This window comes from Acinetobacter sp. YH01018 (assembly GCF_013420295.1).
Taxonomy (GTDB): Bacteria; Pseudomonadota; Gammaproteobacteria; order Pseudomonadales; family Moraxellaceae; genus Acinetobacter.
Genome location: NZ_VOYL01000004.1, coordinates 56,150 through 70,687, shown reverse-complemented (window position 1 = coordinate 70,687; position 14,538 = coordinate 56,150). Strand labels below are relative to the sequence as shown.

Annotated in this window: 14 protein-coding genes and 1 pseudogene; 7 read left to right on the top strand and 8 right to left on the bottom strand. The window is 43.4% G+C overall.

All coding sequences use genetic code 11. From position 1 onward, the window contains the following. Positions 1 to 200 precede the first annotated feature (200 nt). Positions 201 to 452 (bottom strand): annotated as a pseudogene (locus FTT83_RS02680) (ABC transporter); the annotation flags it as partial. Positions 453 to 595: 143 nt separating this feature from the next. Between FTT83_RS02680 and FTT83_RS02675 the strand changes: the two are divergent. Beyond that, positions 596 to 1,228 (top strand): alpha-ketoglutarate-dependent dioxygenase AlkB, encoded by a 633-nt coding sequence (locus FTT83_RS02675; RefSeq protein WP_180176192.1) that lies wholly within the window; start codon positions 596 to 598, stop codon positions 1,226 to 1,228. A gap of 182 nt (positions 1,229 to 1,410) precedes the next feature. Here FTT83_RS02675 and FTT83_RS02670 read toward each other — a convergent pair whose 3' ends face one another. Further along, positions 1,411 to 2,187 carry an IclR family transcriptional regulator gene (locus FTT83_RS02670; RefSeq protein ID WP_180176191.1) on the bottom strand — a complete coding sequence of 259 codons (777 nt, stop codon included), beginning with the start codon at positions 2,185 to 2,187 and terminating at the stop codon, positions 1,411 to 1,413. 475 nt (positions 2,188 to 2,662) lie between these two features. Between FTT83_RS02670 and FTT83_RS02665 the strand changes: the two genes are divergently transcribed. Genes FTT83_RS02665 through FTT83_RS02655 form a run of 3 tightly spaced genes read left to right on the top strand, consistent with a single transcriptional unit; the run spans position 2,663 to position 6,001 of the window. Beyond that, complete coding sequence (locus tag FTT83_RS02665) at positions 2,663 to 4,759, top strand: FUSC family protein (RefSeq protein ID WP_180176190.1); 2,097 nt, start codon at positions 2,663 to 2,665, stop codon at positions 4,757 to 4,759. After that, a complete protein-coding gene (locus tag FTT83_RS02660) occupies positions 4,752 to 4,958 on the top strand; it encodes a DUF1656 domain-containing protein (protein WP_086195196.1) in 207 nt (68 codons plus the stop codon). Before FTT83_RS02665 ends, FTT83_RS02660 begins: the two co-directional genes overlap by 8 nt. A 32-nt stretch (positions 4,959 to 4,990) precedes the next feature. Further along, on the top strand, positions 4,991 to 6,001 hold the full coding sequence (locus FTT83_RS02655) for an HlyD family secretion protein (RefSeq protein ID WP_086195197.1): 1,011 nt from the start codon (positions 4,991 to 4,993) through the stop codon (positions 5,999 to 6,001). 363 nt (positions 6,002 to 6,364) lie between these two features. On the opposite strand, the gene ruvX is transcribed toward FTT83_RS02655, so the two are convergent. From ruvX to recN, 3 genes are all read right to left on the bottom strand, one after another. Next, the gene (ruvX, locus tag FTT83_RS02650; protein WP_086195198.1) at positions 6,365 to 6,808 is read right to left on the bottom strand and encodes a Holliday junction resolvase RuvX; all 444 of its coding nucleotides are present in this window, start codon (positions 6,806 to 6,808) and stop codon (positions 6,365 to 6,367) included. Beyond that, a complete protein-coding gene (locus FTT83_RS02645; protein WP_086195199.1) occupies positions 6,801 to 7,355 on the bottom strand; it encodes a YqgE/AlgH family protein in 555 nt (184 codons plus the stop codon). The genes ruvX and FTT83_RS02645 overlap by 8 nt, the downstream gene beginning before the upstream one ends. Positions 7,356 to 7,468: 113 nt before the next feature. Further along, positions 7,469 to 9,130 carry a DNA repair protein RecN gene (gene recN, locus FTT83_RS02640; RefSeq protein ID WP_086195200.1) on the bottom strand — a complete coding sequence of 554 codons (1,662 nt, stop codon included), beginning with the start codon at positions 9,128 to 9,130 and terminating at the stop codon, positions 7,469 to 7,471. A gap of 514 nt (positions 9,131 to 9,644) precedes the next feature. Between recN and FTT83_RS02635 the strand changes: the two genes are divergently transcribed. From FTT83_RS02635 to FTT83_RS02625, 3 genes are all read left to right on the top strand, one after another. After that, on the top strand, positions 9,645 to 9,968 hold the full coding sequence (locus FTT83_RS02635) for a pyrimidine/purine nucleoside phosphorylase (RefSeq protein ID WP_086195201.1): 324 nt from the start codon (positions 9,645 to 9,647) through the stop codon (positions 9,966 to 9,968). A gap of 141 nt (positions 9,969 to 10,109) precedes the next feature. Beyond that, positions 10,110 to 10,859, top strand: coding sequence for a 23S rRNA (guanosine(2251)-2'-O)-methyltransferase RlmB (rlmB, locus tag FTT83_RS02630; RefSeq protein WP_086195202.1), 750 nt, complete (start codon positions 10,110 to 10,112; stop codon positions 10,857 to 10,859). A 31-nt stretch (positions 10,860 to 10,890) separates the two neighbouring features. Next, on the top strand, positions 10,891 to 11,808 hold the full coding sequence (locus FTT83_RS02625; protein WP_086195203.1) for a DMT family transporter: 918 nt from the start codon (positions 10,891 to 10,893) through the stop codon (positions 11,806 to 11,808). A 19-nt stretch (positions 11,809 to 11,827) separates the two neighbouring features. On the opposite strand, the gene coaE is transcribed toward FTT83_RS02625, so the two are convergent. Genes coaE through FTT83_RS02610 form a run of 3 tightly spaced genes read right to left on the bottom strand, consistent with a single transcriptional unit; the run spans position 11,828 to position 14,520 of the window. Next, positions 11,828 to 12,418: a dephospho-CoA kinase gene (gene coaE, locus FTT83_RS02620; RefSeq protein ID WP_086195204.1), complete on the bottom strand. Its 591-nt coding sequence runs from the start codon at positions 12,416 to 12,418 to the stop codon at positions 11,828 to 11,830. A gap of 15 nt (positions 12,419 to 12,433) precedes the next feature. After that, positions 12,434 to 13,294, bottom strand: a complete 861-nt coding sequence (locus FTT83_RS02615; protein ID WP_086195205.1) for an A24 family peptidase — start codon at positions 13,292 to 13,294, stop codon at positions 12,434 to 12,436. Next, positions 13,294 to 14,520: a type II secretion system F family protein gene (locus FTT83_RS02610; RefSeq protein WP_086195206.1), complete on the bottom strand. Its 1,227-nt coding sequence runs from the start codon at positions 14,518 to 14,520 to the stop codon at positions 13,294 to 13,296. Before FTT83_RS02610 ends, FTT83_RS02615 begins: the two co-directional genes overlap by 1 nt. Positions 14,521 to 14,538: the final 18 nt, after the last annotated feature.

Genomic DNA, 14,538 nt, shown 5'->3' with positions numbered 1-14,538 from the left:
ATGACTAGGTGGTTATCAGCTATGGTTTGGGAATGGAGCCAAGCGGAAAGACCATGTTTCTATGAATGATTTATTTTAAAATTTAATTTTGCCCTAAGAAGAAGTAAACGAGTTTCGCTCATAAAAGGGATCATGTGAGCACGCTGTTATAAAAATATTCATAATATAATCAACTATGCGTTTCTTCTTCAGCATCCGCTAATACGCAGCTTTTCCCCATAAAATTGTTGCCCTAATTGCACTAAGGCATTGATGACTTCTTTAGCCAGTAAAATGGCAGAGATGGTGATCAGAATATGGCAGCCTTCAGGCAGCCCCAACCCCCGATTCAATCAGTCGATTAATACTATTAACCGCATATTGCAATTAGCGCCTTGACCTGAGCGGTGAAGGAAGCAATCAGGGTCAAATTCGATGACCAGTAAGCTGTAGGTTTGGACAAAAGGCTGAATTTTTTGAAATAAGTGTCATAAATTCATATGCAATTTTTTTGAGACTAAGCCTGATAGCCTATGTCACAAGCGCATACAATATTCTCAATTGTGAACAGAAATCATTCGTTAGAATAAAATGAATTTTAGATTTATTTTTGCCGATGAACTTTGAATTGTTTGAGCCTGAAGTCCGAGCCAATCTGTTGCCCTATGACGGCATTGTGCAAGACTATGGCCTGATTTTAACACCTCAGCAGAGTGAACAATATTTGCAGTATTTTTTAGCTCATCTGGCCTGGCAACATGATGAAGTACTGTTGTATGGAAAACACTATAAAACTGCACGCAAAGTGGCCTGGTATGGCGATGAAAATTACCCATATCATTATTCAGGTACATTCAAGCAAGCTCATGTCTGGACACCCGGATTATTCCGTTTAAAGCAGCATATCGAAAATTTGGTTGGCCATGCGTTTAATTCCTGTCTTGCCAATTTGTATGAAGATGGCACTCAAGCCATGGGCTGGCATAGTGATGATGAGTCTACATTGCAATCTAATACAGGTCAGGAAACCGTGATTGCCTCCTTAAGTTTTGGGGCAACCCGGAAATTCAGTTTTAAGCACAAGCAAAAGCCAGACAAAGTTGATGTGCTGTTACAGAGCGGTCAGCTGATTGTGATGCGTGGCAAGACTCAGCAGTACTGGAAGCATACTTTAAGGAAATCGGTGAAAATTATTGAGCCACGGGTGAATCTGACTTTCCGTTATTTTTATCCGCATGAGAAGCAATAGAATATTGGAAATAAGTGCATAAAAAAGCCCATCCTGTGATGAGCTTTTTTAATTTGGGGAGAGTTTTAACATGGCATCACGTTATCATGGAACACTGGATGATGAAGAACAATAATCATATTATGAGAATATAATAATGAATTCAACATTTTTTAGATTAAAATGTATTGCTGTTCCTCAAGTTAAAATATGTCTTCCTGATGCGTCAAGGTCATAAATTTCTTTTCGATTAAACTGGCATTGTCGCGTAATATTTCGATCAACTTCTGGAAATTGGTAAATTCAAAGCGGTTTTTCGAGCCTAACAGGGTCAAGGCCAAAGGCGGTTCCTTAGCAGAAAATTTCACTGGAATAGAAAGACTGGCCAGATTTGGATCGACTTCTCCACTCGAGAAATAATAGCCCTGTTTTTTAATCTGTTTCATTTGCAACAGAAATTCTTCTTCGCTATGTGCAAAGCCAACTTTAGACAGTTCAGTCACAAAGCGCCGATAATAATCCAAAACGCGCTGTTTGGGTAAATGTGCCAGAATCACCTTGGCAGAAGAGCCTTTATAGATTGGGCGAGGACAACCACGACCATAAATCAGCGTGGTCAGGTCTTTATATAGTTCGTGATGAATATCGATACATGAATCGTAATTTAAATGCGTGAGCAGACAGCCGAATTCGGTACGTTCTACAATTTGCTGCATAAAGGGAATGCTGATCTGTACCAAAGGGTCCGTGGTACGGGAAATGTAATCCAGTACGGCAATTTTAGAACCTAGTGTGTAGTCACCTGAAGTTCCACTGAGGCGTTGTAATAATTCTGCCGAAACCAATTCTTTTAAATAACGGTAACTTGTGGGTTTAGAGAGTCCTAATTCCTCACTAATGATATCGACATTAATGATCGGGCGAGACACTGAAAAGAGATCCAAAACGGTAAGAATTTTACCAAAACTAGAAAGTGCCATAAGTACCTGCTTGGTCAAAGCATATAAAAAGAAAAACGAATAAGTATTACTTTATAACAAAAAATTAGGTAGAGCAGGGCTTTTGTGAAGCTAATGTTGTATTTGTACCTCATCTAAAAATATTTTACGGTGAGCATGAGAAAATCAGGCAATATTCATTTAATAGGTCTTATTAATTTATGTTTAATTATCACAATAAGATATTATTATTGACTTTATGGGCTTTGTTTGAAAAAATAATAAAAATAAATGTCTAATGGTGAATTTTCAACCTTTTCAGGCTGGCTGTTTTCCTGTGCTATTTCACATCAACAGGATGATGTGAAATCTTCTCCATTCGTTTTGAATGACGCTCATCTGAGGCATGTTTAAACCTCCCTATTTTTACACGATCCATCTTCCAGGTAGATCGTGCATTGTAGTCGTCATTCAAAAATCAGGCAGAGGAAGTAACCCCCTAATTTGAGATCAACCCATGCTGCTTACTAAACAAGTACTCGCATTTCGTCCCAACAAGATGGACTGGATTTTTGCGACTAAAACGTTTCTGGCAGGCATGCTTGCGCTGTATGTGGCTTTTGCACTGAATTTGGCCTATCCCATCTGGGCAATCGGGACCGTCTTTGTGATTGCCAATCCCTTTTCCGGGATGACTTCTTCCAAAAGTATGTATCGTGCACTGGGCACCTTGTTGGGTGCGGTAGTTTCTGTGGCAGTGACTCCGCTACTAATCAACACGCCGTGGCTGTTCACTTTATTTTTAGCTGCATGGGTAGGAGGTTGTTTATATATCTCGTTGCTCGACCGGACTCCACGTAGCTATGTATTTATGCTGGCGGGATATACCACGGTTATTATCAGCTATAACATTATCTATAGCATCGATACGGCATCGATGTTTGATATGGCCGTGGGCCGCTTCTTAGAGATTCTGGTTGGGGTGGTCTGTAGTGCTATTGTGACTACGACAATTTTTCCGCTGCATATTGGGCCAGCCGTGGCGGCACGGGTATCTAAAACCTTTAAAGACACCAAAACTTTATTTGACCAGATTTTACTCAATCCCTCCGAACTGGGAAATTACAGTACCGCACTCAGTCAGATTGCCCGTGATATTGCTGAAATTCATGTCATGGCAGTGCACTTGTCCTATGAGAAATCGACCTTGCAGGGCATGACCAAACCCCTACAGGAGATGCTACATCAACTGAGCATGCTGGTAGCCAACCTGGTGGCGATGGCCGAACGGATCAAACAGCTGGATCAAATGGATCGGCAATACCGTGTCCAGCTTCAGGTGATTCATGATCATAGCGCCACATTTTTAAAAGATGATCAGGATATTCAGGAACAGACCTTAAATCTGTTGCCTGAAAATTTTGAGCAGGATTTTGCCCGTTTAATGACCACCGTACCTGCTGAACAGCAGGTGATTTTGGCCAGCCTGAAAATGGATATCCGCCATTTCATTCAAAATATTCGTGCCATCAGACTAATTTGGCAACGCATCCAACAGGGCGATGCTTCATTGCCAGAAAGCGTCACACCCCTGAGCACCACCTATCCCAATTTATACCGTGACCATGGGGTTGCGGTGCGGGGCGGAATTTCCGCTTTTATTGTGGTGATCATCGCGACAGGATTCTGGATACTCAGTGGTTGGAAAGCCGGTTTTATGATGGCTGAAATGGCAGCGATCAGCGCCTGTATTTTAACTGCCATAGATAACCCGGTACCGGCATTGAAGATGTTTGTGCGTGGCAATATTTATGCAGGGATGATGGTGTTTATTTATGCCTATGGCATTTTTCCGCACGTGACCTCGTTCTGGGAATTGGCACTGGTACTGGCCCCTTTTGTGATCTATTGCCTGATGATGTTTCCTCATCCGCCACTCACCGGGATTGCCTTGCCCTTATTGATGGGAACCATCATGGGCTTGAACTTGCAAAACCATTACACGCTGGATCAGGTTTTTTTCTTTGATGCCACCATCGGTTCGGTGCTGGGGCCGATTATTTCGATTTACATCATTCATCTGGTTCGGGCGATGTCTCCTGAAATTACGGTACAGCGGATTCTGTCGCTGCATTACAAGGCCATTCGTCAGGCTTTATATCTTCCTTATGGCGTGCCGTTTCGTATTCATTTACGCAGTATGCTGGACCGGATTGGAATATTGAATACCAAGATGGTGCAGTCGGAAAAATTAAAGACTCAGATTAATTTGGCCCTGGTGGAAACCAGTGCCGTGATTGACCTGACCCGTCTGCAAGAGTTGATGCATCGACTTGATTCAGAGCAAGCCATTTTGGTGAGTCTGGAAGATCTGCAACAAGGTCTGGATGACTATTTTCGTGCCAAAGAAAATGCGCAACAACAGCTGATTACAGAGCTTCATCAGCAGGTTATTTTAAAAATCAGCCAATTGAAAAAAGAGGCACAACAACTGGAACATGCTGAAACTTCCTGGCGAATACAGATGTCTTTAAACAATATTCGCAGCAGTTTATGTCATGAACCAGCGCAGCTTAAAGAAGAGATACAACTTGGAGAAGTTGTCCATGGGTGAGTTAAATGTCTATGGGGTATATGTCCCGATTCTGCTGATTCAGGCGGTTCTGGCCTACGTTGTACTGCGTGTAGTGATGCGCGTGCTTGACCGTGTTGTGGAACAGGGCTGGATTCCGCTGCCGAATATTTTTTATCTCTGTATTTATCTTGCGCTGCTGTGGTTAATGCATTGGGGTTTTATTGTCTGCTTGGGCTAAGCAGACATTTTTTGAAATGAATGAGGTTTTCCATGACATCTTTAGACTTGCGTAAAGTCGTCCGACCGGTGCTATTTACTATAGTCGCTGTCGTTGCAATTTTGGCGGTAAAACATATCTGGGATTATTACAATTCTGAGCCATGGACCCGTGATGGCCGAATACGCGGCGATGTGATTCAAGTCTCTTCAGATGTTGCGGGTTTGATCACCGAGGTCTTGGTGCAAGATAACCAGACTGTGAAAAAAGGGCAGGTGCTGTTTAAAATTGATGTGGCCCGTCAAGCCCTGGATGTGGAACAGGCCAGATCGGACCTGTCTAAAGCCAAGGCAGGCCTGGCTGCTGCCGAAGCAGAACTGGCTCAGGCCAAAGCCAATCTGGTGAAATCTCAAGCCAATATCAATCTGGCGGATAAAAATGCCAACCGCTATGCCAACCTTATGGAGGGTGCGATTTCAAAACAGGAACAGGACCAGATGTTTGCAACGCGAGATCAGTCACATGCCGAACATGAGCAAATGCTGGCTGCGATTGATCAGGCCAAAGCCAATATTGTGCAGCAAAAAGCCTTGATTGAAGTAGCCAACAGTAATCTGCACCTGTCCGAACTAAATTTAAACCGCTCTGAAGTGGTGGCACCGGCTGATGGCACCTTATCCAATTTTGAATTACAACAAGGCAACTATGTCAAAGTCGGGCAGGCAGTGGCTGCACTGTTAAACCGTCAGCAGCTGTATGTGGTGGGGTATTTTGAAGAAACTAAACTCGACAAGATTTATGTTGGTGCTCCTGCAACGGTCCAGCTGATGGGCGATTCACAAAAACTCAAAGGTCATGTTCAGGGCATTGCTTCCGGGATTGAAGACCGCGAACGTACATCCACTACGGGATTACTTGCCAATGTGAATCCAACCTTTAGCTGGGTGCGTCTGGCACAGCGTGTACCAGTAAAAATTATGATTGATGAATTGCCGAAGAACCAGCTGGCCTTTGTGGCAGGACGTACTGTAACCGTACATATCCTGAAAAAAGATCAGCCATAACTTAGCCCTTGTTCATTTCAAAAAAAGCATACGAGAGATTAATGCTGATCTAAGGAGTTGGTAACAACGCCTTAATTTTTTAAGTGGTTCACGACAGAGTCTTGCTTCCTTAAATCAAATTTTTGGAGCTCGTATGTTACTTTTGTTTTGGCAAAAGTAACCAAAACCATTTGTCATCCGCAAAACTCGTCCATTACCATCAACTAAAGAATGTATCGCAGAAACAACCACTTTTTTATGTAATCTTGCCTCAAACAATTGCGGATGACGTTTCCGTGTATCAAACAGAATGCTGAATTTATAATAAAAATGCCAGTCAATTATTGAACGGACTGGCATTATTCTAAAAGATATTTTTTATCTTTAAGGTGCTACCCCTTGTGGATTGCGATACCAGCTTTCGATGAATAGCGCAGCTGCAATGCTGTCAGCCGCCAGTTTTTTGCCACGACCTTGAGACTGATACTGGTCAAGTTCATCACGTGCTTCACGGGTAGTCAGACGCTCATCGACCATCAATGTTTCAATATTGGTCTGATGACGCAAGCGTCGGGCAAATTTGCGTGAACGCGCAGAAAGTTCAGATTCACTATCATCCATATTTAACGGTAAACCGACCAAAAATAAGCTCGGTTGATACTGTTTGACGATTTTCAGCAAAGCATCCCAGTTCGGGATGCCATCTTTCATCGGAAACAAGGCAAGCGGATTGGCACTTTCAATCAGCGATTGACCGACTGCCATGCCCATTTTCTGGGTACCGAAATCAAATGCCATAATCATGTGCGGTTTTGATAAATCAGGCATGTCCAATCTCTGATGATAGCCAGGTGCGGTCTAGGCCCATTTTTTTATAGGCAGCATCCCAGCGGTCATCATAAGGTAAGTTAAAAATCAAATCCATATCAGAATCACAGATCAGCCAATCACCACGTGCGATTTCCTGTTCTAACTGGTTTTTGCCCCAGCTGGCATAACCCAAAGCAATTTGGTAACGTCCAACGCCTTCATTGTGGGCGATGGCATCGAGGATATCTTTGGACGTGGTAATACAGACATTTTCGCCCACAGCAATGGATGAATGCCAGGTCGGTTGACCGGTATGCAGCACAAATCCGGCTTCAGGACGCAAAGGTCCCCCTTGCAAGACTGCATGAGGATTGACATTGTCCGCTTCAATTTCCAGATCATTCAACAATTCCTTGATTGAAAGACCGGATGGGCGGTTAATGATAATGCCTTGTGCACCATCTTCATCATGGCGTGCCAAATAAATTACCGTATTGGCAAAAAAGTCATCGGCTAAATCAGGAGGTGCAATGAGACAGCGATGTGTCAGATATTGTTTAGTCATCTAAGCCATTCCCCCTTAAAATCAAAAACTGATTAAATTAACTAAGCGCTTATGACCAAGTTACTAAACTAATTGGGTTTCGCCAATCATTTTTTGTGATTTAAACCTCAAACCTATACCTGTTGAAACTTAAGTTGACGTAACTGCTTGGCATGTTGCAGGGTCGTATCATTAATTTCGACGCCGCCGGTCATACGGGCCAGTTCATCAATGCGCTGTTCTTCTGCAAGATTAATGATGGTACTGCTGGCCGGATCGGTCTGACGCTTTTTCACCAGTAGATGCTGATCGGATTGTGCTGCCACCTGAGCCTGATGGGTAATACATAAGATCTGTACATGCTGGGCCAAATCAGCCAGCAAACGGCCGACCATTTCTGCAGTACCGCCACTAATCCCGACATCGATTTCATCGAAGACCAGCACTTCCGCTTCGGTTTTTTCCGCATTCATGACTTGCATCACTAGGGCAATACGCGACAGCTCACCTCCGGAAGCGACCCGTGCCAAAGGCTGTGGCGGAATACCCTTGTTCGCAGTAAACAGCAGTTGAATAAAGCTAAGCCCTTCGGCACCAACCTGTTCCAAAGGTTCAAACTTGAATTCAAAATAGGCCTCTGGCAAAGCCAGCTGCTTGACCTGTTCAGTCAGTTGTTTTGCCAAGGGGATTGCGGCTTCACGGCGAATTTCATCCAGATATTGTGCTTTGGCTAAAAATTCCTGATGCGATAACTCGACCTGTTCAGCCAGGGTTTCCGGGTCTTCCAGCTGATGCAATTGTTCCAATTCTGTCTGCCAGGCCTGGTATTCTTCTTTTAGTGTCTCTGGCTGAGTGCGGTATTTACGCGCTAAACGGTGGAAAATTTCCAGTTGTGAGTTCAATTCTTCCATCCGTTCAGGATCGAAGCTTTGGCGATCGATAAACTGACGCAAGTTTGCCGTTGCATCATCAATTTCACTTTGTGCATTGATCAGTGAATTATAGATTTCAGCAAGCTGCTCACTACGACCAGCATGTGATTCCAGACGACGAATAATTGAAGAAAGTTCCTGGGTCAGGTTTTGTTCGGCTTCATCCAGCACATTTAAGCTATAACTGCAGTCAAGCATGATATGTTCATGATGGCTTAAACGGTCAAATTCCTGTTCAATCTCTTTATAGTCAATCTGGGTAATGTATTCGAGTTCTTCCAGTTGCAACTCTAAAGTTTCGATCCGCTGTTTGCGGGTTGCTTGAGCATCCAAAGCGGCTTGATGCTGGCGAATGTCTTTTTGCCAGGTGCTATAGGCATTACGAACATCTTGCGCAGGCTGATAAAAGTTGCTGTAACGGTCGAGCCAGTGCTTGGGATAGGGCGGTTCTAACAGTTGCTGCTGACTGTGCTGACTATAGAGTTGTACCAGCAAACGCCCAATTTCTTTCAGCTCTGACAAGCTGCTTGGACGGCCATTAATCCAGGCTTTGCTACGACCTGTAGCAAAAATCACCCGACGTAAATGAATTTCGCCTGACTCATCATCCAACTCGTGTGCTTTTAACCATTGGGCTTCAGGGCTGTGTTCCTGATAACTAAAAATGGTCGTCACATCGGCTTTATCCGAACCGAAACGTACATAATTGGTATCGGTACGTTCACCCAGGCAGGCAGACAGGGCATCCAGTAATAACGATTTACCCGCCCCGGTTTCACCCGTCAGGACATTGAAACCTTTTTCAATATCAATGGCTAAGTGATCAGCTAAAGCAAAATTGATGAGAGTTAAATGTGTCAGCATAAACGCATCCAAGCTGCGAAAAGTTTTAATCTAAGATAGTGAAATTTTGTTTTGGTCACAAGACAGCTTTTATTTTAAAAGGATTTAAAACATCAATATCTTACCTTATCTGAGTGCAGAAAATAAAACGCGCAGTTGAAAATAGCCGATAAAATTTGCCATCGATCAATAGCCTCTTATTTTAGAAAAAAGATAAAAAACTGATGCGCAGCTCGATCCAGTCCCGCAAAACCTGAACCATATAATGCGGATGATTTGAAGGTAGGATTAATGCTGGGGAATATTATTCACCTTTGGTTGGGAAGAAATTGGCAATAATTTGAGCTTAGCATTTCATTTATGCAGAAGTTCGTGCATCACTCTCCAGCTTTTCTTTGAAGTTTATAGAAAAAATATTTGTAAAAATTTGAAAAATATTGATTTGACTGGAAGAAACAATGATTGATTAGTTTAATACTCGGCTTTAAACTAGCTCGGGCAAAAATTATAAATGCGCATTATCTGGAGAATACGCATGTCAAATCAGTTTGATCACGTTTCGGTTGTCAAAAAGTCGAATGTTTATTTCGATGGGTTGTGTATCAGTCATACCGTACAGTTTGAAGATGGCACCAAAAAGACCTTAGGGGTAATTTTGCCAACAGAACAGGCTTTGACCTTTCAAACACATGTACCTGAACGTATGGAAATTATTTCAGGTGAATGTCGTGTCCAAATTGGTGACAAAACTGAAAGTGAACTGTTCCGTGCCGGTCAGTCTTTCTATGTACCAGGCAATAGCCGTTTTAAAATCGAGACTGATGAAGTGCTCGATTATGTCTGTCATTTCGAAGGTTAAGCATTCGTCCCGGATAAGACAAAGAAATTTTAACCTGAATCGGTTAAACTAGATTCAAGCATCAATCCTGTAAAGCCTGCTTTGCAGGATTTTTCTTTTTGTATAATTACCCATAGTCACCATAGATTTTAGAGGCCGTTCATGGCAAAACCAGAATATTATTATGGCGTTCACTCAGTGGAGTCATTATTAGAACTCGAGCCTGAGCGCGTACTGACTTTATTTACCTTGAAAGGCCGTGATGACCAGCGTTTGAAAAACGTCTTGGCTCTGGCTGAACCTTTTGGTATTAGCGTGCAACAAGCCAGCCGTGACAAACTGGAAAAACTGGCAGGCCAACCTTTTCATCAGGGTGTAGTTGCGGCAGTGCGTCCGCATCCGGTATTGAATGAACAGGATCTGGATGCCGTGCTGAAGCAAAATCCTCAAGCGCTTTTGCTGGCACTGGACCAGGTCACCGATCCGCATAATTTGGGCGCATGTATCCGTACAGCTGCTGCCATGGGGGTTGAAGCCGTAGTGGTTTCGCGTGACCGTTCTGCAAGCCTAACGCCAACTGCGCGTAAGGTTGCTGCCGGTGGCGCAGAAAAAGTGAAGTTTATTCAGGTGACCAATCTGGCGCGTACTTTGGGCCATATCAAAGATGAATTTAATGTACGTGTAGTTGGAACCATGCTGGATGAAAAAGCCTTACCGATTGATCAATTTGATTTTACCGGTACGGCAGTGTGTGTCGTGATGGGGGCTGAAGATACAGGTCTGCGTCCAATTACCCAGTCACAATGTGATCAGAAGGTCTATATTCCAATGGCAGGGAACTTGCAAAGCTTAAATGTCAGTGTGGCGACGGGGATGGCACTGTATGAAGCCTGTCGTCAACGTAACCTGTAATTTTTTCTTTGCTATTTAAAAGTTGTTTGCTATGTCTCCCCGGTCTCAAGGTTATCTTTATGTCGCCATTACCATGTGTATTTGGGGTGGATTTACCATTACTTCTCGCCTGAATGCCCAGTGGGGAATTAGTGCTTGGGATATTACCGCCTTACGTTTTGCCTTGGCATTTTGTATTCTCATGCCCATTTTACTCTATAAAAAAGACACCGCTTTTTTATGGAAAAAAGAACCTTTTATTCTGGCAATGATCGGTGGGGTAGCGTATTGTCTGACCTCTTATAGTGCCTTTCATTATGTACCAGCAGCGCATGCAGCCATTTTCCTGAATGGCTGTATTCCGCTGTGTACAGCTTTAGCTGGATTGGTATTATTTAAACAGCCTTTAGATAAACACATCCGGATTAGTTTGGTGATTATGCTGAGTGCGATCACTGCAATGAGCTTCTTGATGTATCAGGAAACCGGTGTGGCCTTTGGTTTTGGTGACATGCTATTTTTCTTGAGTGCGATCTGGTGGGGTGTATTCACCGTATTGTTACGCCAATGGAAACTTTCTGCCTGGCATTCTATGGCAGGCGTTGCCATCTGGTCGGCGATTATCTATGTACCGATTTATCTGCTGTTTTTACCGAAAAATTTAACGGCACCTGAACCTGTGCATTTAATGGTACAGGTGATTTTTCACGGTATCTTTGTGGTCATTGTGGCAACACTGACTTATGTAGAAGCGATTAAGCGTTTGGGTGCATTCAAGACCGGAAGTATCGTGACTTTGGCCCCGTTTATGGCGGCCATTCTGGCTGTACCGCTATTGGGTGAACCATTAAGTCTGGCCATTATTTGTGGCTTGATCGGGATGGCGATTGGTGCATTACAGCCATGGCGCTGGATAGGTCATCAAGACAGTTTGCAGCAGCAACTTGATCAACAAAAAAAGCAGTCCTAATCGACTGTTTTTTTTAATTTCAGCGTTTCAAATAAGCTTCATGCAGCGGTCTTAAATGGCTGTATAAATGGTCAAGATGACCGTCATTCAGCACAATATCATCAGCCAAACGACGCTTTTGTTCACGTGGCATCTGGGACTGAATAATTTTTTCAATTTGTTCAATGGACTGGTGATCACGCATAGCAGCCCGCTGAATCTGCAAATCAATCGATGCATCAATCAGCAGGGTATGATCAGTCAGTTCATGTTGGTTGGTTTCAAACAGCAGGGGAGAGACCAATATTACATAAGGGCTGGTCGCAGCCTGCAGCTGTTGAATAATAGACTCTCGAATTGCAGGATGGGTAATACTTTCCAGCGTTTTACGTGCTTTAGGATATTTGAAAATATGTTCGCGTAAAGCCCGACGATTCAGCTCGCCATTGTCTAATAGAACCCAATCGCCAAAAGTCGTATGAATCTGTTGTAAGGCTGGCTGTCCTTTGGCTACTATCTCGCGCGCGACAATATCGGCATCGACCACAGTAATGCCCTGGGTTTCAAACCAGTTGCTGGCGGCCGATTTTCCACTGCCAATCCCTCCAGTTAAACCCAAGATAAAAGTCATATATATCCCTAAAAATTATTGTCCTAAATAGATTTTCATAATCTGCTCACCCCAAATAAAAGCAATCCATCCGGCAATGGCAATATAAGGACCAAATGCAAAAGGCTGGTTCTCTTTGCGTACTTTCAGCAGAATAATGCCAATCACGGCACCTACGAAAGAAGAAAGCAATACGATCAATGGGAGCATCAATGGCCCCATCCAGGCACCTAAGGCAGCCAGAAGTTTAAAGTCGCCATAGCCCATACCTTCTTTACCTGTAATCATCTTAAACAGATAATAGACAATCCACAAACACAGGAAACCAATAATATAGCCCCAGATGGCAGAGGTTGGACTGGTATAGATACTATAGCTATTGATTCCCAAACCTAAGGCGGCCAGAGTTAAGGTATAGCGGTCTGGGAGAAGCTGGGTATCAAAATCAATAAAGGTGAGTGCGATCAGTACCCAGGTGAGGATCAGGCCAAACAGCATCTGCAGGGTAGGGCCGAATACTGCCACAATAATCAGGGAACATGCTGCAGTTAACAATTCAATGAGCGGATAGCGAATACTGATCGGATTTTTGCAAGAACCGCATTTGCCCCGTAAAAACAGCCAGCTGATGACAGGAATATTCTGATACCAGCGAATGGGCGTTTGGCATTTCGGACAGGTAGAATCTGGCTTGCTGAGGGTGATTTTTGTTTCGTCAATAATGACCTGTTCAGAATGCAGCAATATTTGACAATCCTGCCGCCACTCTTGCTCCATCATTTTCGGCGTTCGATAAATCACGACATTGAGAAAACTGCCGATACAGAGACTAAAAAGCCCAACTGCAATATATAAAGCAGTTGGGTTGATCATAAAATAAGAAATGAAATCTTGCATTAAACCACAGAACCCATTTGGAAAATTGGAAGATACATGGCAATCACCAGACCACCAACCAGCACACCCAGCACGGCCATAATGAGGGGTTCCATCATGGAGGTTAAACCATCGACCGCATTGTCGACCTCATTTTCAAAGTGGGTGGCAACTTTATCCAGCATACTGTCGAGGGCACCCGATTCTTCACCAATCGCCACCATCTGTACAGCCATGGATGGAAATTTGTTGGTAACCCGCATGGCAAATTGTAGCTGTTGGCCTGTGGCTACATCATCACGGATTTTCATCACCGCTGCTTCATAAACACAATTGTTAGTTGCGCCTGCAGTGGATTCCAAGGCATCAATCAAGGGAACACCAGCAGCAAAGGTGGTTGCTAACGTACGACTATAACGGGCAATAATGGCTTTATAGACCAGGTCACCAAAAATAGGCGCTTTGAGGGCTGCTTTATCCAGAAAATCACGGAATTTTTTACTGCGTTTTTTTGCTTCAAGAAATCCGGCAATCATTGCACCAATGGCAATAATCAGAATAAACCAGTACTTTTGCATCCATTCCGACATATTTACCACCATTTTGGTAAAGGCAGGTAAATCGGCACCAAATGAACTAAAGAGGTCCTGGAACACAGGTACCACTTTAACCATCAAAATAATGGTCACGATCACGGCAACTACAATGACAGCTGCCGGATATTTCATGGCTTTTTTGATTTTTTGCTTTAAAAGTTCGCTTTTCTCTTTATAGATCGCGACACGATCTAGCATGGTTTCCAGCGCACCTGACTGTTCGCCAGATTCGACCAGTGAGCAAAATAAATTATCAAAATATTGAGGATATTTTTTAAGTGCACCAGCAAAGGTATTCCCGCCTTCAACTTCACCTTTAATACCAAGTACTACTTCACGCATCGCTGGGTTTTCCAAGCCTTCCGCAACAATTTCAAAGCTTTGCACAAGTGGTACACCGGCTTTCATCATGGTGGCCAGCTGGCGGGTAAAAATCGTGATATCCAAGGTGGACACTTTCTTTTTCATTAAACCTTCGAGAATATTTTTACGTTTTTCCCGAATATGTTTAATGGTGATCCCCTGCTTACGTAAAGTCACTTTAGCAAGTGCCATATTCCGCGCAGGAAGTTCCCCTTTAAGTTTTTCCCCTTTACGATCAACACCTTCATAACTGAAGACGGGCATCATCTGTGCTTTTTTGACAGCCATGCGCTTATCCTTATTTTA